Here is a 17846-nt window from a genome sequence, read left to right as displayed (position 1 = left end):
GAGCGGGCTGGTTTTCGGCTGCGGGGGCTGGTATTGAGGACGGCGATGCGTTATAACCGGCTTTTTCTTTTAATAGCGTACGCCTACTACTTACTGACCGTAGTGGGTGATTGGGCCGAAAAACGGCAACTGCACCGGCGGCTGATGGCGAACACAGAGCGAAAGCGGACTCTGGGGCTTTGGCGTGTGGGGTACTATATTTTTCATTCCTGGTTGAGCGGACGACGGGGCCGATGCCCCTGGGTATTCGATGCCTGGCCCGAGATAGCTTACAGCGGGATGTAGGCATAAAAGGTGGGGATACCTGAGGGCGCAAGGCCCTTGACTTTTCCCCTCACATGTTAGATAATACATCATAGCACTCCGGGATGTAGCTCAGCTTGGCGAGAGCGCACGGTTCGGGACCGTGAGGTCGCAGGTTCAAGTCCTGTCATCCCGACCAGTAGTACCATGCGGCAAGGCTCCCTCCAGGGAGCCTTTACTTTTTTGCCTGCGGCGCTTTAAGCGCGTTTGCCCTTTTATAGGCTTTTAAAGTTATCCCAAAGGCGATATAATTTGAGTAATTGGTGATTAAAATAACTATCGCGGGGAGGGGATGGTTTTGAAACTGCTGATCATGGGCCCGCCGGGGGCAGGCAAGGGCACGCAGGCGGAAATGCTGGTGAAGGAGCTGGGCATCACCCACATCTCCACGGGTGATATGTTCCGGGCCGCCATAAAGGAGGGCACGGAAATGGGTAAGAAAGCCAAAGAGTACATGGACCGCGGAGAGCTGGTGCCCGATGAAGTAGTGGTGGGGATGGTTAAGGACCGCCTGCAGAAACCCGATTGTCAGAAGGGCTTTCTTCTGGACGGCTTTCCCCGCACCCTGGCACAGGCGGAAGCCCTCGATGAAACCCTCAGGAGCATGGGCATCCAGCTGGATGGGGTAATCAACATTACCGTGCCGCGGGACAAGCTCATGGCCCGCCTGACCGGCCGGCGTGTGTGCCGCAACTGCGGGGCCACCTATCATATCCTCTTTAACCCGCCGCAGATGGAAGGCAAGTGCAACGCCTGCGGGGGCGAGCTCTACCAGCGCAGCGACGACAACGAAGAAGCGGTAGCCAACCGCCTGGATGTCTACGAGGCGCAGACCCGCCCGCTCATCGAATACTACACGCAAAAGGGGCTGCTTGTCAACATCAACGGTGACCAGGAAATTAAAAAAGTCTTCGAGGACATCATAGCCGGCCTGAAAAAGTGAGGATCACCCTAAAGCTGCCCCCGGCAGGAGCCGGGGGCAGCTAATTGCCGGCCTGCGGGGGAAGGGATATCCGTGAAACCGTATGAGAGGCTTGCCAGAATCTACGACCTTCTGGTGGCAGGTGTGGACTACGAAGAGTGGGCAGAGTACCTGCAAAAAATTCTCAGGCGCTTTGGCCATTGCCCCCGCACGGTGCTGGACCTGGCCTGTGGCACGGGAAACCTGACCCTACCCCTCGCCAGGCGCGGTTACCGCGTACTGGGGTTGGACATCTCGCCAGCCATGATTAGCGCGGCCAGGAAGAAAGCAGCGCAGCTCGGCCTGGACGTGGAGTTCCTGGTCGGGGACATGCGCTCCTTTGAGTTAAAAGAACCGGTGGACCTGGTTACCTGCTTTCACGACGGCATCAACTACCTGCCGGGCTACAGGGACCTGGTGAGAACCTTTCGCCGGGTGTACGAGAACCTTAACCCCGGGGGCCTCTTCATTTTCGATGCCAACAACATCCGCCTGCTGCTCAAAGCAGGGGGTACCAGCACGCCGGACTCATTCGTCCTGGCCGACTGCTGCCTGTGCTGGCAGACACGCCACTACCCCCAGAAGCTTTGCTGGGAAGTCGAGCTGGCCATCACCTTTAAAGACGGAGAAGGAACCACCGGCGCGTTTAAAGAAATCCACCGCGAGTACCACCATTCCCCGGAACGGATCCGGCGGGCACTGGAGGCCTCGCGCCTCATGCTTGTGGCCGTATACGATGCCTTCACCTTCTCCCCGCCTGCTGGAGAAACCAGGCGCCACTTTTATGTGGCCCGCAAAAGGAGCTGATCTGCCGTGGCCTACAAGGCCGGAGAAATCCCCCCTGTGGAATACGCCGTCATAGGCGGCTCGAGTACCTTCAGCCTGCGCTTTCCCGAAGATGTGCCTTTTCCCGGAGAGCTGGTTGTGCTGGCCACCGGGCTCACTTTCCCCACGCCGTACGGGGAAAGCCCTCCCTTCAAGCTGTTCACCTTTAACGGCAAAAAGGTACTTACCGTGAAAATGCACGGGTGGCGCCGCGGCGTACCCCGGGGAAAGGCCTCTCAGCAGCTCTTCTGGGTGCTAAGGGAGGCAGGGGTGAAAAAAATAATCTCCGAGGGCGGTGTAGGGGCCATCAACCACCTCCTGAAGCCCAGGGACGTCCTCATCGCTTCCGATTACCTGGACTTTTCCATGCGCAAAGACGTGGGCCTGGAAGGGGATTATCTCCTGGCCATGCGTCAGGCCGTTTGCCCGGTCATCAGGGGGGCACTCTATGAGGCTGCCCAAAAGCACGCCCCGGGGCGCGTTTTTGACCGCGGCATTTATGCCGTAACCGACGGGCGTCACTTTGAGAGTCCTGCGGAAATCGCCATGCTGGCCCGCCTGGGCGCGGACATGGTGGGGCAAAGCATGTGCCCCGAAGTTTACCTGGCCAGGGAAATCGGCGCCTGCTACGCCAGGGTAGACATTGTCACCAACTACGCCGAAGGGGTGATAAGCGATTGGAGCCACGAAGAGTTGGCCGACATTTTTTACCATGAAGCGCAGCGCATGGCCATGATCATTCTGGAGGCCTTGGACCGCCTTGACGCCTCCCAAGACTGCGGCTGCCCCGGGCTCCGCTACCACACCCTGCTCAAGGAAGATAACCGGGAGCAGCAATAAAAGGCCCTGCAGAGCAAAAATTATCGCCACCCGGCGCCTCCCCGGGGAGAGGAATTTTAAAAGTCTTGTAGAATTAAAACATGGCGGTTTTAAAGCGCCGGCAAAAAGGAAAAGAGGGGAGGGGAAAAGGGAGGAAAAACTCAAAACAGTCAAAAAACTTGATTTCCTTAACCACCTAAAAACATCAACATCATTATGAGGAGGTCTTGCTTTAGAATGGGCAATAAAAAAGCTTGGTTTGCGGTGCTAGTAGCCCTTTTGGCCTTGGCCCTCCTGGCCACCGGCTGCGGGCAAGGCCAGAAGGGAACTACGGGAACTTCGGGAGAAAAGAAAATCAAGCTGGCCCTCATTGCCCCGTTAACCGGCGACGTCAAGACCTTTGGCGAATCGGCCAAGAACGGCTTCCTGCTGGCCCTGGAGCAAGCCGGCTACAAGGCAGGGGACTACAAGATCGAGCACGTCATTTACGACGACCGCAACGACGCCACGGAAGCCGTAAACGTGGCCACAAAGGCCATTACCCAGGACGGCGTCAAGTTTATCGTCGGCTCCCTCACCTCCAAGTGCACCATCCCCATCTCCAAGCTGGCCAACGACAACAAGGTAGTTATGATCTCCGGCACAGCCACCAACCCCAAGGTTACCGTGGATGAAGGCAAGAGGAAGGAATACGTTTTCCGGGCGTGCTTCATTGACCCCGTGCAGGGCACGGTGGCGGCAAAGTTCGCCCTCAACGAGCTAAAGCTGAAGACCGCGGCTATCCTCTACGATCAGGCTAACGATTACAGCATCGGCCTGGCCAACAACTTCAAGGAAGCCTTTACTGCCGGCGGCGGCCAGGTCCTGGCCATGGAAGCTTACTCCACCAACGACACCGATTTTTCGGCTGTACTGACCAACATCGCCAAGAAGAACCCCGACGTATTATTCCTCCCCGACTATTATCAAAAGGTAAGCTTGATCGGCAAGCAGGCCCGCGAGAAAGGCATTAAGGCCGTGTTCATGGGCGGCGACGGCTGGGACTCCGCCGAGCTGGACTACAAGACCATGGAGGGCGGCTACTTCACCAACCACTATTCCGCCGATGACCCGCGGCCAGCCGTGAAGACCTTTGTGGAGCAGTACAAGGCCAAGTACGGTACCGTGCCCGATGCGCTGGCCACCCTCTTCTACGACGCCACCAACATCATGCTCAACGCCATTAAAACGGCCAACAGCGACGACCCCGTCAAGGTCAAGGAAGCCATGCAAAACACCAAGGGCCTTAACATTGTCAGCGGCGACAACATTTCCTTTGATAAGGACGGCAACCCCGTCAAGCCTGTGGCCATCCTGAAGATTGAAGGCGGCAAGCAAAAGTTCGTCACCATGTACAGGCCATAAATACTCCCGGCACATGCGACGGCGGGGAGGTGGGCATTCCCCCTCCCCGCCAAGATTGCTCTAGAGCAGGAGGTCAGCAGCAGGTGGAGTACTTTTTGGAGCAGGTCTTAAACGGCCTTCAGCTGGGACTCATGTACGCCCTCATTGCCCTGGGCTATACAATGGTGTACGGGATCATCCAGCTCATTAATTTTGCCCACGGTGACGTCTTTATGGTGGGGGCCTTTCTGGGTTACTTTGGCTTTGCCGTGTGGGGGCTGCCCCTGCCCGCAGCCATCCTGCTGGCCATGGTTGCCTGCGCCGCCCTGGGCGTGACCATTGAGCGCGTTGCCTACCGCCCCCTCCGTTATGCGCCGAAGATAGCCGCCCTGATTAGCGCCATTGGCGTCTCCTTGTTCCTGGAGTACTTCAGCAGCCTGAAATTCGTTTTCGGGCCCAATTACCGGGTGGTGCCACGCCCTTTTGCCGAGGTTAACTGGAAAATTGCCGGCCTGACCGTAACCAACATTCAGGTAATCGTCTTTGTGGTGGTCGTGGCCATGCTCGTGCTGCTCCAGTTTCTCATTTACCGCACGAAAATCGGTATGGCCATGCGCACCGTCGCCGTGGACCACAATGCCGCCCGCCTCATGGGAGTAAACGTCGACAACGTCATCTCCTTTACCTTTGCCATCGGCTCGGCCTTTGCCGCCTTGGGCGGCATCCTTTATGCCCTTGCCTACCCCCAGATCCACCCCTTCATGGGCATCATGCCCGGTCTTAAGGCCTTCACGGCCGCCGTGCTGGGAGGCATCGGCATCATACCCGGCGCGGTCCTGGGAGCGCTCATCATGGGGCAGGTGGAAACCCTCACCGCCGCTTATGTTTCCTCCCAGCTGCGCGATGCCATAGCCTTTGCCATTTTAATTTTAGTGCTCCTCTTCCGGCCTAAGGGCCTGCTGGGGCGCACGGAAACGGAAAAGGTTTAAAATTTAAAAGCGCGCAGGTGATAGGTAAAGTGAAGGTTTCACGGCAAGCATTATGGCTTCCCATAGGAGCGCTGGCCTTTTATGCAGCCATTAAGCTCTTGCAGTTTGGCGGCATGATCAGCAAATACTGGCAACTGGTACTGGACCAGGGTTTAATAATGGTCATCGGCGCCCTGGGTCTGTCCATAATTTACGGTTTTACCGGGCAATTTTCTCTGGGCCATGCAGCCTTTTACGGGCTGGGAGCCTATACGGCCGGCGCCCTAGATAAGCTTTACGGCCAGGGCAACCCTGCCTTTTTCCTGCTCTCCCTCCTGGCAGGGACGCTGCTTGCGGGCATAGTGGCCATGTTAATCGGGCTCCCCGTCTTAAGGCTGCGCTCGGACTACCTGGGCATCGCCACCCTTGGTTTCGGCATTATCATCAAGGTTGGCCTTGACAACAGCAACAAGCTCATCCCCATGCTAGGCGGCGCCACCGGGATGAGCGGCACACCGCAGCTGGCCAAATTCGACCTCATCTTCCTCTTAACCTTTATATGCATTATCCTGGTGCGCAATTTCATTTTTTCCACGTACGGGCGCGCGTGCACTTCCATCCGGGAAGACGAGATTGCCGCCGACGTCATGGGCATCAACACCACCCGATATAAAAGCATGGCCTTCATCCTGGGGTGCTCCCTGGCCGGCCTGGCGGGCGGGATTTATGCCCACCGTTATCCTTTTCTCCACCCTTCCAACTTCGACTTCCTAAAGTCCTTTGACTTCCTCCTCATTGTGGTGCTGGGCGGCCTCGGGAGCATGACCGGCACCATCATTACCGCCATAGCCTGGGTTTTCCTGCTGGAAGGCCTGCGGTTCGTGCTAGGGCAGAGCTTCATAGACTGGCGCGGCGTGATTTACGCCCTCATCTTGATTGTGACCATCATCTTGCGACCGCAGGGCATATTCGGGGGCAAGGAGCTTTCCATCCTGGTGCCCAAACTCCCCCTAAAAGCACCCGGAAAGGAGCAGCAAACGTATGCCGGTCCTGGAAGTTAGTGGCCTCTCAAAAAGCTTTGGCGGCTTAAAGGCCGTAAACGATTTCAACCTGACCGTCGAAGAAGGGGAAATTGTGGGGCTCATCGGCCCCAACGGCGCCGGTAAGACGACGGTATTCAACTTGATCACCGGCCTTTATAAACCAACCAGCGGCCAAATTACTTTCCTGGGAGAAAATATTACCGGGTTGCCCCCCTTTTTAATAGCCCAGCGGGGGATCGCCAGGACATTTCAAAATATCCGCCTCTTTAAAGGCAATACCGTGCTGGATAACGTGCGCGCGGTGTCCCACCCGACGATAAAGTACAACCTCTTTGATGCCTTTTTAAGGACACCACGCTTTTACCGGGAAGAAGAGCGGGTAACCCGCGAGGCCATGGACCTCCTGGAGGCCCTTAACCTCGCCGGGAAGGCCCATGAAAAGGCGGGCAACCTGGCGTACGGCGAGCAGCGCCGCCTGGAAATAGCCAGGGCCCTGGCCGCCCACCCCAGGCTCCTGCTGCTGGACGAGCCGGCGGCGGGAATGAACCCTGCAGAGGTAAGGCGCATGGTAGAACTCATCCGCGCCATTAAAGATAAGTTCAAGCTGACCATCCTGCTCATCGAACACCAAATGGGGATGGTCATGAACCTGTGCGAGCGGGTAGTAGTCATGGACTTCGGGCAAGTCATCGCCACCGGCACGCCCGCGGAAATCCGGCACAACCCGCTGGTCCTGGAGGCTTACCTGGGCAAGGGGGCAACAGTGGCATGATTTTGGAAGTAAAAGACCTGGAAGTTTACTACGGGGCCATCCGTGCCTTGCAGGGCATTTCTTTTAGCGTGGAAAAGGGCGAAATTGTCACCCTCATCGGCGCCAACGGCGCCGGGAAATCCACCACGCTGCGCACCATTTCCGGCCTGCTGGTGCCCAGAAGGGGAGAAATTTTTTTCCAGGGACAAAAAATTACCCGCCTTCCTGCCCATAAGATAGTGAGAATGGGCATCTCCCACGTGCCGGAAGGGAGACAGATATTCCCCAACCTCACGGTAAAAGAAAACCTCCTCATGGGCGCGTACACCAGGAACAACCGCGCAGAAGTAGAGCAGAGCCTGGAGGAAGTCATGACCCGCTTCCCCAGGTTAAGGGAAAGGGCCAAACAACTGGCCGGCACCCTTTCCGGCGGCGAGCAGCAAATGCTGGCCATGGGGCGCGGCCTGATGAGCAAGCCCACCCTGCTCCTGCTGGACGAGCCATCCATGGGCCTGTCGCCCCTGCTCGTGGAAGAAATCTTTGAAATTATCAAGAGCATAAACCGGCAGGGCACCACCATACTCTTAGTGGAGCAAAACGCCTACATGGCCCTCCAGGTGGCCCACCGGGCCTATGTCTTGGAGACGGGACGCATTGTGCTACACGGCAAAGCGGAAGAACTGAGGGCCAACCCGCGCATCCGCAGCGCTTATTTGGGAGAGGTGGAGGAACAAGATGGTGTATGATGTGGTAATCATTGGTGGGGGGCCGGCGGGGTTAACCGCAGGCATTTATGCGGCTAGGGCCAGATTAAAGACCCTCCTCATCGAGCGGGCCATGGTGGGAGGCCTCGCGGCCACCACAGAGTTCATTGAAAACTACCCCGGCTTCAGCGAGCCCATCAGCGGCCCCGAGCTGGCAAGCCGCATGGAGGAACAAGCAAGGCGCTTCGGCCTAGAGTTTTTATACGCCCACGCGGAAGCAGTGCAAAAGGACGGCCCGAACTTTCTCGTTACCACCGAGGAGGGGCAGGTCGCAGGCCGGGCGCTCATCATTGCCACGGGGGCCCACCCCCAGAAGCTTAACGTAAAGGGCGAAGACCTCTTTTACGGGCGGGGCGTGTCTTACTGCGCCACCTGCGACGGGGCCTTCTTTAAGGATAAAAGGGTGGCGGTCGTGGGCGGCGGGGACGCGGCCATTGAAGAGGCCATTTTCCTCACCAAGTTTGCCCAGCAGGTTTACGTCATCCACCGCCGCGACCAGCTGCGGGCCACTAAAGTCATCCAGGAGCGTGCCCGCCAGAACCCGCGCATCACCTTCATCTGGAACAGCGTGGTGGAGGAAATCCTAGGGCAGGAGGCGGTATCGGGCGTACGGCTGAAAGACGTGCGCACGGGCGAGCTCAAAGAGCTCAATGTGTCGGGAGTCTTTGTGTACATCGGCTACCGGCCCAACTCCTCGCTGGTAAAAGACCTGGTGAACTTGGACGAGCAGGGTTATATAATTACCGATGCGCACATGCAGACCAGCTGCCCGGGAATTTTTGCCGCCGGTGACGTGCGCCAGAAGCCCCTGCGCCAGGTGGTAACTGCCGTGGCAGACGGGGCCATAGCCGCCTTCAGCGCGGAGAAGTACCTCGAGGGCTAAAAAAAGGCTGTACCTCACCGGTACAGCCAAGAGAAAGGGAGAGGAGACTAGGTGTTTTCCACATGACCCTGTTGGCTATAATTATAGAGCCTGTGATTCCCGCTCCGGAAGCTTTCTTGGCTAAGCGGCAAAAAAACACTCTCGAGCAGGCCTCCACCTGCCCCCGGTCTTTTAGGGGGCTTTTTCTTCCACTGGGGAGCCAAAATCAACAGATCGGATTCGCGCATTTCTGATTTATCAGACTTTTTAATTTTTCGGCCCTTTTCCTGGGACCAGGATTTATAATAACCTAAAGGAGGTCATAAAGGTGCCGGAAATGAACATTAACACTCTTATCGAGAGGTTCCGGCAGGGAGACATGAGGGCCCTGGCCAGGCTGATCAGCTCCCTGGAAAACGAGGATCCCGGCGCTTCCCAAATTATGGAGCAGATATACTCCCTAACGGGCAGGGCCTACGTGGTGGGCCTAACCGGCGCACCGGGTGCAGGAAAAAGCTCCCTGGTAGACCGCCTCACTTCGCTCCTGCGCCGCAGGGGGGAAACCGTGGGCATCGTCGCCGTGGACCCCACCAGCCCTTTCAGCGGCGGGGCCCTTTTAGGGGACCGCATCAGGATGCAGGATCATGCCACCGACCGGGGTGTTTTCATCCGCAGCATGGGCACGCGGGGGAGCCTGGGCGGGCTGGCCCATGCCACTGGAGAAGTTGTTAAGGCCATGGACGCCTTTGGCTTCAACTGGATCCTCATTGAAACCGTAGGGGTAGGGCAGGCAGAGCTGGACATCATGCACGTGGCAGATACCACCGTCGTGGTCCTCACTCCCGTGGCCGGCGACGCCATACAGACTATAAAAGCCGGGATTATGGAAATTGCCGATGTATTTGTGATCAACAAGAGCGACCTGCCGGGCGCCGCCAAGATAGCCGCAGAGGTGGAAATGATGCTGGACATGCAGGGCGAACGCCTTAAGTGGCGCCCTCCGGTGGTCAAGACCTCGGCGACAGACGGGCGGGGCGTGGATGAGCTTCTGGCAGCCGTAGAAAAACACCGCCTCTTTGCCCTGCAAAACAAGGGGCTGGCCGAAAGGCGCTGGGCTAGGGCCGAAAGGGAGACGCTGGAGCTGGTGCGGCACTTTTGGTACCAGGCGCTATGCAGGGAAAAAGAAAACCTGAGGCCTTTCCTGGAGGCCGTAGCCAGCGGGGAGAAAAGCCCGTATCAAGGGGCAAGAGAGATCATCAGTTACCTGCTTGGAAAGTGCCAGCACCTGGTATAATAAGCTTAAAAGATTTTAAGATTCGAGGAGGGAAAGCGGTTGAAAATTACCTACATCGGCCACGCCGCATTTTATCTCGAGGGTGAAGCAAAAGTGCTCATCGATCCTTTCATTAAGGACAACCCGCTGGCCACGGTAAAACCCGCAGACCTGCACCCTGACCTCATCCTGGTCAGCCACGGGCACGGCGATCACCTGGGGGATGCGGTGGAGATAGCCCGGAATACGGGGGCCACCATTGTCTCCGTCTTCGAGCTGGCCAGCTACTGCAGCCGCCAGGGCGCAAACACCCACGCCATGCACATTGGAGGCAGCCGCCAGTTTGGCCCCGTTAAGGTTAAGCTCACCCCTGCCTGGCACGGCAGCGGCCTGGTCACGGGAGGACCCGCCGAGTACCTGGGCACGCCCTGCGGCTTTCTCATCAGCATGGAGGGGAAAAATATTTATCATGCCGGGGACACAGGGCTTTTGGGGGACATGGCTTTAATCGGCCAGTTGCACTCCCTCGACCTGGCCCTGCTGCCCATCGGGGACAATTTCACCATGGGTCCCGAGGACGCCCTGGAAGCGGTAAAGCTCCTCAAACCGGCAGCCGTCATACCCATGCACTATAACACCTGGCCCCTGATTGCCCAGGACCCCCAAGAGTTCAAGCGCAAGGTGGAGGCCCAGACAACGGCACGAGTAATTATCCTCGCCCCGGGAGAAAGCTACGAGCTCTAATTGCTCCCCGCAGGCCCACTCCCCGCTTCCAGGCCGGCTCCCGGAACGGCTTGGCCGCCGGGAGAACACATGGAAGGAAGAGGCACCGTCACGCCGGTGCCTCTTTGCTTTCCGGCCCAGTATCACCTTACATGCCCTGCTGCATATTCTGGTTCCAGGGAGCCAAAAAAGGACCCCGACAGACATTCCAGGGAAGGGGAGGAACTTCTATGCCCGACATTGTAGAAAAGCCGGAAGTAGGGACAAAGGCCACCAGCTTTCTGGAGGTACTCGCCGGTGTATTTCTGATCCTGGTAGGACTGCTCCTCATCAGGTTCGGATTCTTCTTCCCCGGCGCGCTGGTGGTAGTCGTAGGCCTGATTGTTCTGGCCTTTTAAGGATTCTAAAAGTCCTTTAGGCCAGCGGTGGGGGGTTGTACGTGCCTTAGTGCAACCCTCCACCCGCATATTACAAAACTTTTATTTTGAGAAATATTTTGAGAAAGGAAGCGCAGAGCCATGCCTTCAGATAAGCCCATCCATGAAACCCTGGATCACCTGGTAAACAGGCTGGAAAGCTTCCAAGCCGAAAAAAGCAGCCAGCTAGAAGATGTGGGGCGGATTTCCAACAGCCTCGAGCGCCTGGCGGAGCTAATTGCCGATTTGGAAGTGCAGCGCTCCCGTGAAAACAAGCTTACCCAAAAGCTGGAGGTTATCATTAACCAGCTGGAAAGGCTGGCGCACAGGCAATCCCTTGAGCGTGCGGAAGTGGGGAAAAAGGACCTCGAGCTTACCCTGCGCAAGGCCATTGCCGGCACCAGGGCCGTGGGACAGGTAATTGAGATTATTGCCAACAGTGCCCAGGTCATGCTCGATTCCATCCTCAAAACCTTCAATGACTTTAAAGTGACCACCGCAGGCGGCCCTGCGGTTTCAACGGGCAGGACCATAACCTCTCCAGATCTTTCCCGCCTCCTGGAGCCCATCAACGCTTTCCTGAGAAGCCTCATCAGCGAGGAGAAAAAAACTGTGCCGGAACAGGCCCAGGAACAATGAGGAGAAGGGCAACATGAAAAAGCTTAACTATATCATCTTATTCAAGGAACCGGCCTTCGAGGGCACCGTCCTGCGCGACGACTTGCGCAGCCTGCTCACCGGTTACGGTGCCAGCCGCATCGAACCCCTGCCCCTGGTAAACGGCGTCGCCTGTTACCTGCCTGACGGTGTACACCTTCAGGGTTTAAGGAAAGAGGAAATGGTTACGGCCATTGAAAGCAACCTGCAGGTTCGCCTCTATCCGGTATGGCTGGAGGCCAAACATGCCATTATTAAAGAAGGGTACCAGGTCATACCTTGGGGCATACACCGGATTGGGGCAGACCAGGCATGGTCGCAAGCGGACGGCGAGGGGGTAAAGGTGGCCGTGCTGGATACCGGCTGCGACCTGCATCATCCGGATCTACGCGATAACCTGGGAGAAGGGAAAAACATCCTCGATCCCCACCTGCCGCCCCTTGACGATCACGGCCACGGCACCCATATCAGCGGCATCATTGCCGCCGTCAGAAATGATTTCGGCATTATCGGAGCTGCCCCCGGGGCCAAAATTTACCCTGTAAAAGTGCTGGACCGCCGGGGAAAGGGCTCCTTTGCCGATGTAATCCGCGGCTTGCAGTGGTGCCTGGAGCAGAATATGCGGGTTATAAACTTGAGCTTCGGGTCGAACACCGGCAGCAAAGCCCTCCACGAGGCCATCCGCCAGGTGGTCAGAAAAGGCGCCGTGGTAGTTGCCGCAGCTGGCAACGACGGGACCAACCACTCCGTGGACTATCCTGCCGCCTACCCGGAGGTAATAGCGGTGGGGGCCACGGACGAAAAGGACGGCCTGGCACCCTTTAGCAGCCAAGGCAAGGAAATAAAGCTGGTGGCCCCGGGTACAAACATCCTCTCCACCAAGAGCGGCGGTTCGTTCTGGAGGCTGAGCGGCACTTCCATGGCCGCACCCCATGTCAGCGGAACCGTGGCCTTGCTATGGTCCCTCGCCCCCGGGCACTCCGCCGGCCAGATTACCCGCATCCTTTACGGCACGGCCGAAAAGCTGCCCTCGCTTTCTTCGGAACAGCAGGGCGCGGGGCTGGTGCGGGCAGACCTGGCATGCCAAAAAGTCCACGGCGCCTGGTCCAAAGGGGAAGAAGAGGGGAAAGAGGGCGAAAATAACGGAGAGGAGCATGCTTATCCACCCAAAATGCCGGGTTTCTGGCCCTTCCCCCATAAATCTACCGCCTAAACCTCCTGTATCCCGAAAATAAAGGGGGTGTGCGCTCACCCCCGTTTTTATTTTTGCTGCTTCATCATCTCCATTATGCCGTGCCAGAGCTGGGCCAGTGCCTGGCCTTCGTCACCACCGAAGTTTTGATGCAGCAGCCGCAGCACCTGGTCGAATTGCTGGCTTAGCGCTTGGGGGTCCGCACTTTCCCTGAGCCGCTCCAGTTGCTCCAGCACCGAGGGGTCCAGGTTGTGCAGAAGGCTCTTTAACAGGTCGGGCAACAGGCTGGCATCAAAAGACTTTTTTTCCATCTATACTTCTCCTCCTTTGATTTGGTACTATAGTATATGACCCATCTTAGCATTTTGAGCCGAGGTGCTGGCCCGGTGCCCCTTTCCGCCGTAATTTGTGATGTGGAAACAACGGGTTTAAACCCGCAAAAGGACGAGATCATCGAGATTGCCCTCCTGCGCCTGGAAAACGGGGAGATAACCGGGCAATTCCACAGCCTCGTGCGCCCCGGCGGGCCCGTACCGCCTTTCATCCGCCGCCTCACCGGACTGGATGAGCCGGCCCTTGCCGGCGCCCCCACGCTGCAGGAGATACTACCGGCAGTAATGTCCTTCATCGGCAGCAGCCCCTTGCTGGGGCACCACATTTCCTTTGACCGCGACTTCCTGCAGGCCGCCCTGGGGAGGGCTTTGCCCAACAAGCTTTTTGACACGCGCGAGCTGGCACGCATACTCCTGCCCACTGCCCCGAGCTACAAGCTTTCCAACCTCTGCCGCCTGCTGGGCATCCGACAGGAAGCCCCCCACCGGGCGCTAAGCGACACCTTGGCCACGGCAAGCCTCTACAGGCTCCTGCTGGAGCGGGCCGCCGGCCTGGGAGGCGCCGTGCTGGCCGACCTGGCCGACCTTCTCCAACAGGCCTCGTCCCCCTGGGCCGAAGAGATATCCTGCCTGGCCCGCATGCCAGGCTGCGCCGGAGCAAGCGCCTTTCACAGGGACAATGCACCAAAAGAAGAGTGGCCCGGCTACCCGTTACCGCCCTCGTGGGAGGGCCTGCCTCGGCTGCTGTGCCCCGGCGGTCCGCTGGCTTCCAACCTTTCCAATTATGAGTACCGCCCGCAGCAGGTGCAAATGGTGGCCGCCGTTGCCCAGGCACTGGAAGAAGGAAAATTCCTGGTGCTGGAAGCGGGTACGGGAACCGGGAAAACCATCGGCTACCTCTTACCGGCCATGTACCGGGCGCTGACCTCGGGAGAGAAAGTCGTCGTAGCCACGAGAACGATTAACCTCCAGGACCAGCTGTGGCGGAAGGATATTCCCTTGCTGCAGAGAGCCCTGGGCTGGCCCTGCCATGTCGCTCTGGTGAAAGGGCGCCAAAACTATCTCTGCCTGCAGCGGTGGTACAACGCCCTTCACGCCCCTACCCGCACAAAAGAAGAAGCGGCCTTCCTCGCCCGCATCCTGGTATGGTGCCAGGAAACCGCCACAGGGGACAGGGCCGAGCTCAACCTAAATGCCCGTGAGCAAGAGTTGTGGCTCTCCCTCAGTGCAGACGGCGAAACCTGCGAGGGCTATAGTTGCCCCTTCGCCGCCCAATCCTGTTATCTCACGCGCATGAAAAAGGAAGCCGAAGCAGCCCACCTGATCATCACCAACCACTCGCTCCTCCTCTCCGACCTGCGCGTGGAAAGCCGCCTCCTCCCTAGATATGAGGTGCTGGTGGTGGATGAGGCCCATCACCTGGAAGAAGCGGCCACGGAACAAATGACCAGGGCCGTTTCCCGAAACGCTTTTTTTCGCTGGTTATCCGGCTTGAGCCACGCCTTAGAAAAACTCTCCAGGTGGACGCCGGAAAAAGAGCCGGAAGCGTGGCACAATTCCCTGCGGGACGCCCGGAAGGCCACGCGCCACCTTTTACAACAGGGGGAGTTGTTCTTCTCCGCCCTCCACCGGCTGGTAATGCAGAAGGCCGCGCCTGCCCAATACGAAGCGCCTTACTTCCTGCGCCTTCAGCCCCAGGAAAACGTGAAGGCAACCCTGCTGCCGCAGCCCTACGGAGACAATTTCATGCTCTCACTGGAAGAAACGCTGGCCGTGCTTTCCGCCCTTCACCGCCACCTGAAGGAAGGCGCCTTCCCCCATGGCCACCTGCCCAGGGAATTGTCCCATTATATTAAAGAAGGCCGCGCCATGAAGGAAGAACTGGAAGGAATAATAGAGGGCCTTTTTGAGAACCACGCCTACTGGGCCGAAGCACACGAAGGGGAAAGCCATAACTGCCTTTTATGCGCCGCACCGGTTAGAGTGGATCATATCCTCCACGAGCAGCTATATCGCACCCCCAAAGCAATTGTCTTCACTTCGGCCACCCTTACCGTAAACGGGAGCTTCGCTTACTTTACGGAGCGCACGGGATTGAACCTGCTTCCCCCGGAAAGGCTTTCCTTCTTGCGGCTGGATTCACCTTTTGCCTATAACTCCCAATCCCTTTTATGTGTGGTCAAGGACCTGCCTCTCCCCAAGGACAAACCCGATGAAAAATATTACAACGCCCTGGTTCACGCCCTGGACCAGCTGGCCGGAACCGTTGACGGGCGCATGCTCGTGCTGTACACCTCCCACCGGGCCCTTAGAGAAACCTATCGGCGGCTAAAGCCCCTTTGCGAGCAAAAGGACATTTGTCTCCTGGCGCAAAGCCTCAACGGCAACCGGTGGCAGCTGGTAAAAGAATTTTGCAGCGCGGAAAAGGCCATCCTCCTCGGCCTGTCCAGTTTCTGGGAGGGAGTCGACCTTTCCGAAGCCGCCCTCTCATGCGTGGTCATAGTCAAGCTTCCCTTCCTCCCTCCCTACCTCCCGCTTACGGGGGCACGTCTGGAGGAGCTGGCCTCACAGGGAAAGGACGGCTTTCATCACTTAAGCCTGCCGCAGGCGGTAATTCGCTTCCGGCAGGGGTTTGGCAGGCTGATCCGCACCGCTCGCGACCGCGGCGTAATAGTGGTCCTGGACGGCAGGCTGATAACCAAGAAATACGGGCGCTACTTCCTTAACTCCCTCCCGCTAAGCAACCACATAAAGGGCAGCCTTCCTTTCATTGCCGCCCGCATCTTCCAATGGCTCCACCCCGGCGGGAGTCACATTTCGGCAAGCACCACATAAATTTATATTGACAAAGGCAAAAGGGGTGAACTACCTTGCGCGTTTATTTTATAAGGCTGCCTTCGTTCCTTAGAAACCTGCTCCTGAGGATCTGGAAGTAAAGCATTTTTATAAAAAACGGGTAAGGTGATCTCCGTCATACCGGCGGAGATTTTTATTTTTTATGCTCAAAGCACGAGTTGACTTACCAGCGAAAACTAAAGTATAATTAATTGTGTTACATAGCTACATTTTCCTATAGCGAAAACAGCCATCAACATAATCGAAAGGGTAGGGATCTCCCCATGGCCACCCTCAAGCTGGATGTAGAAAACCCCCGTGAGCTTCTGGAATACGTGCAAAGGGAAAGCGGCCAGCCCGTGGAAAAGTGCTACCAGTGCGGCAAGTGCACAGCCGGGTGCACGGTAGCCTTTGCCTTCGACCTGATGCCCCACCAGATCATGCACATGATCAGGCTGGGCTTGCGAGAGGAGATCTTGCGCGCGCAGAGCATCTGGCTCTGCACCACCTGTGTCATCTGCACGGCCCGCTGCCCGCAAAACATTGACGTGGCTGCCGTAATGGAAACGCTGCGCATCCTAGCCCGGCGCCAAAAGGCCCTTCCCACCGGCAAGGCCCGCCCGGTGGCCCTCTTTAACCGCCTCTTCCTGGACTCCATCCGCAAGCACGGGCGCCTTTTTGAACTGGCCACCATGGTCCTCTTTAACCTCAAATCGGGACACCTCTTCCGGGAAGCAGAAACGGGCTGGTTCATGTGGCGCAAGGGCAAGCTAAAGCTCACCCCCACCAGGCCCCGGGGTACGGAAGAAATAGAGCGCATCTTCGCGCGCCTGCAAGAAGTAGAGGGAGAGGAGGACCGCAGATGAGGCTAGCGTACTACCCCGGCTGCTCGCTGGAAACCAGCGCCCGGGAGTACAACCATTCCGTACAACTGGTCGGCAGGCTAATGGGCGTTGAATTTCATGAGATCCCCGACTGGAGCTGCTGCGGAGCTTCCGCAGGGCACACAACGAGCCGCCTCCTGGCTCTGGCCCTGGCCGCCCGCAACCTGGCCCTGGCAGAAGAAATGGGGCTTGACGTGGTGGCCCCCTGTGCGGCCTGCTATCAGCGCCTGGCCCTGGCCCGCCATGAGCTGGCCGCCAACCCCTCTTTGTGGGAAAGAGTAAACGGGATCACCGGAAGACCCTTTAACGGCACAATCCGGGTTAAGTCCATTGTCGAAATGCTCCTCTCTGCCGGTACGGAAAAAATAAAGTCCCTGGTGGTAAGGCCGCTGCGGGGACTCAAAGTGGCAGCCTATTACGGCTGCCTCCTCGTAAGGCCGCGCGCCATCCAGATAGACGATGCGGAAAACCCGCAGGTGATGGAAAAAATCTTGCGCGCCGCCGGCGCGGAGGTAGTCGACTGGACACACAAAACGGAATGCTGCGGGGCCTCGCTGGCCGTGAGCAACGAAGAGGTAGCCATACCCATCATCTCCCGCATCTTAAAGGCCGCCCTGGCCGCTGGGGCCAACTGCATTGCCTGCGCCTGCCCCTTGTGCCACTTCAACCTGGACATCCGCCAGGCAAAGGCAAAGCGGTTCCTGGCCAATTATCGTCCCCTGCCGGTCCTCTACCTCACACAGCTCTTGGGGCTGGCCATGGGCCAGGGCGAGCGCGAGCTGGGCCTCGAGGCCCACTTCGTGGAAACCAGAAGCATCCTGAAAATGGTGGGTTGAACAACGGTACCCGAGGAGT

Annotated in this window: 18 protein-coding genes and 1 tRNA gene; 18 read left to right on the top strand and 1 reads right to left on the bottom strand. The window is 57.9% G+C overall.

Annotated elements, in window-relative coordinates; genetic code table 11:
- Nucleotides 1–364: 364 nt before the first annotated feature.
- From G454_RS0108990 to G454_RS18445, 15 genes are all read left to right on the top strand, one after another.
- Nucleotides 365–442 (top strand) — tRNA-Pro (locus G454_RS0108990).
- Nucleotides 443–601: 159 nt separating this feature from the next.
- Nucleotides 602–1246 carry an adenylate kinase gene (locus G454_RS0108985; RefSeq protein WP_027718363.1) on the top strand — a complete coding sequence of 215 codons (645 nt, stop codon included), beginning with the start codon at nt 602–604 and terminating at the stop codon, nt 1244–1246.
- Nucleotides 1247–1318: 72 nt separating this feature from the next.
- Complete coding sequence (locus tag G454_RS0108980; RefSeq protein WP_027718362.1) at nt 1319–2071, top strand: class I SAM-dependent DNA methyltransferase; 753 nt, start codon at nt 1319–1321, stop codon at nt 2069–2071.
- 6 nt (nt 2072–2077) lie between these two features.
- Nucleotides 2078–2929: an MTAP family purine nucleoside phosphorylase gene (locus G454_RS0108975; protein WP_027718361.1), complete on the top strand. Its 852-nt coding sequence runs from the start codon at nt 2078–2080 to the stop codon at nt 2927–2929.
- Nucleotides 2930–3145: 216 nt separating this feature from the next.
- Nucleotides 3146–4312 (top strand): ABC transporter substrate-binding protein, encoded by a 1167-nt coding sequence (locus G454_RS0108965; RefSeq protein WP_027718360.1) that lies wholly within the window; start codon nt 3146–3148, stop codon nt 4310–4312.
- Nucleotides 4313–4395: 83 nt separating this feature from the next.
- Complete coding sequence (locus tag G454_RS0108960; RefSeq protein ID WP_027718359.1) at nt 4396–5280, top strand: branched-chain amino acid ABC transporter permease; 885 nt, start codon at nt 4396–4398, stop codon at nt 5278–5280.
- Between the two features lie 17 nt (nt 5281–5297).
- Nucleotides 5298–6320, top strand: a complete 1023-nt coding sequence (locus G454_RS0108955; RefSeq protein WP_211230021.1) for a branched-chain amino acid ABC transporter permease — start codon at nt 5298–5300, stop codon at nt 6318–6320.
- A complete protein-coding gene (locus tag G454_RS0108950; protein WP_027718357.1) occupies nt 6301–7074 on the top strand; it encodes an ABC transporter ATP-binding protein in 774 nt (257 codons plus the stop codon). The genes G454_RS0108955 and G454_RS0108950 overlap by 20 nt, the downstream gene beginning before the upstream one ends.
- Nucleotides 7071–7799, top strand: a complete 729-nt coding sequence (locus G454_RS0108945) for an ATP-binding cassette domain-containing protein (RefSeq protein ID WP_027718356.1) — start codon at nt 7071–7073, stop codon at nt 7797–7799. Before G454_RS0108950 ends, G454_RS0108945 begins: the two co-directional genes overlap by 4 nt.
- Complete coding sequence (gene trxB, locus G454_RS0108940) at nt 7792–8700, top strand: thioredoxin-disulfide reductase (RefSeq protein ID WP_027718355.1); 909 nt, start codon at nt 7792–7794, stop codon at nt 8698–8700. Before G454_RS0108945 ends, trxB begins: the two co-directional genes overlap by 8 nt.
- Nucleotides 8701–9016: 316 nt before the next feature.
- Nucleotides 9017–9973: a methylmalonyl Co-A mutase-associated GTPase MeaB gene (meaB, locus tag G454_RS18450; protein WP_051276137.1), complete on the top strand. Its 957-nt coding sequence runs from the start codon at nt 9017–9019 to the stop codon at nt 9971–9973.
- A gap of 39 nt (nt 9974–10012) precedes the next feature.
- The gene (locus tag G454_RS0108930; protein ID WP_027718354.1) at nt 10013–10696 is read left to right on the top strand and encodes a metal-dependent hydrolase; all 684 of its coding nucleotides are present in this window, start codon (nt 10013–10015) and stop codon (nt 10694–10696) included.
- 209 nt (nt 10697–10905) lie between these two features.
- Complete coding sequence (locus tag G454_RS21415) at nt 10906–11073, top strand: hypothetical protein (protein ID WP_156896716.1); 168 nt, start codon at nt 10906–10908, stop codon at nt 11071–11073.
- A 120-nt stretch (nt 11074–11193) separates the two neighbouring features.
- Nucleotides 11194–11730, top strand: coding sequence for a hypothetical protein (locus G454_RS0108920; protein WP_027718353.1), 537 nt, complete (start codon nt 11194–11196; stop codon nt 11728–11730).
- A gap of 13 nt (nt 11731–11743) precedes the next feature.
- The gene (locus G454_RS18445) at nt 11744–12961 is read left to right on the top strand and encodes a S8 family peptidase (RefSeq protein WP_051276133.1); all 1218 of its coding nucleotides are present in this window, start codon (nt 11744–11746) and stop codon (nt 12959–12961) included.
- 47 nt (nt 12962–13008) lie between these two features.
- On the opposite strand, the gene G454_RS0108910 is transcribed toward G454_RS18445, so the two are convergent.
- Nucleotides 13009–13251, bottom strand: coding sequence for a hypothetical protein (locus G454_RS0108910; protein ID WP_027718352.1), 243 nt, complete (start codon nt 13249–13251; stop codon nt 13009–13011).
- Between the two features lie 75 nt (nt 13252–13326).
- Between G454_RS0108910 and G454_RS0108905 the strand changes: the two genes are divergently transcribed.
- The 3 genes from G454_RS0108905 to G454_RS0108895 all read left to right on the top strand — a co-directional run bounded on the left by G454_RS0108905 (nt 13327) and on the right by G454_RS0108895 (nt 17827).
- Complete coding sequence (locus G454_RS0108905) at nt 13327–16107, top strand: helicase C-terminal domain-containing protein (protein ID WP_051276131.1); 2781 nt, start codon at nt 13327–13329, stop codon at nt 16105–16107.
- Nucleotides 16108–16391: 284 nt separating this feature from the next.
- Nucleotides 16392–16973, top strand: coding sequence for a 4Fe-4S dicluster domain-containing protein (locus G454_RS0108900; RefSeq protein ID WP_027718350.1), 582 nt, complete (start codon nt 16392–16394; stop codon nt 16971–16973).
- Complete coding sequence (locus tag G454_RS0108895; protein WP_027718349.1) at nt 16970–17827, top strand: CoB--CoM heterodisulfide reductase iron-sulfur subunit B family protein; 858 nt, start codon at nt 16970–16972, stop codon at nt 17825–17827. The genes G454_RS0108900 and G454_RS0108895 overlap by 4 nt, the downstream gene beginning before the upstream one ends.
- The last annotated feature ends 19 nt before the right edge of the window (nt 17828–17846 follow it).

The sequence above is a fragment of the Desulfovirgula thermocuniculi DSM 16036 genome, assembly GCF_000429345.1.
In the GTDB taxonomy this organism is placed as follows: Bacteria; Bacillota; Desulfotomaculia; order Desulfotomaculales; family Desulfovirgulaceae; genus Desulfovirgula; species Desulfovirgula thermocuniculi.
Note: the sequence above shows the minus strand (reverse complement) of the source record. Positions and strands in the feature narration are given on the sequence as shown.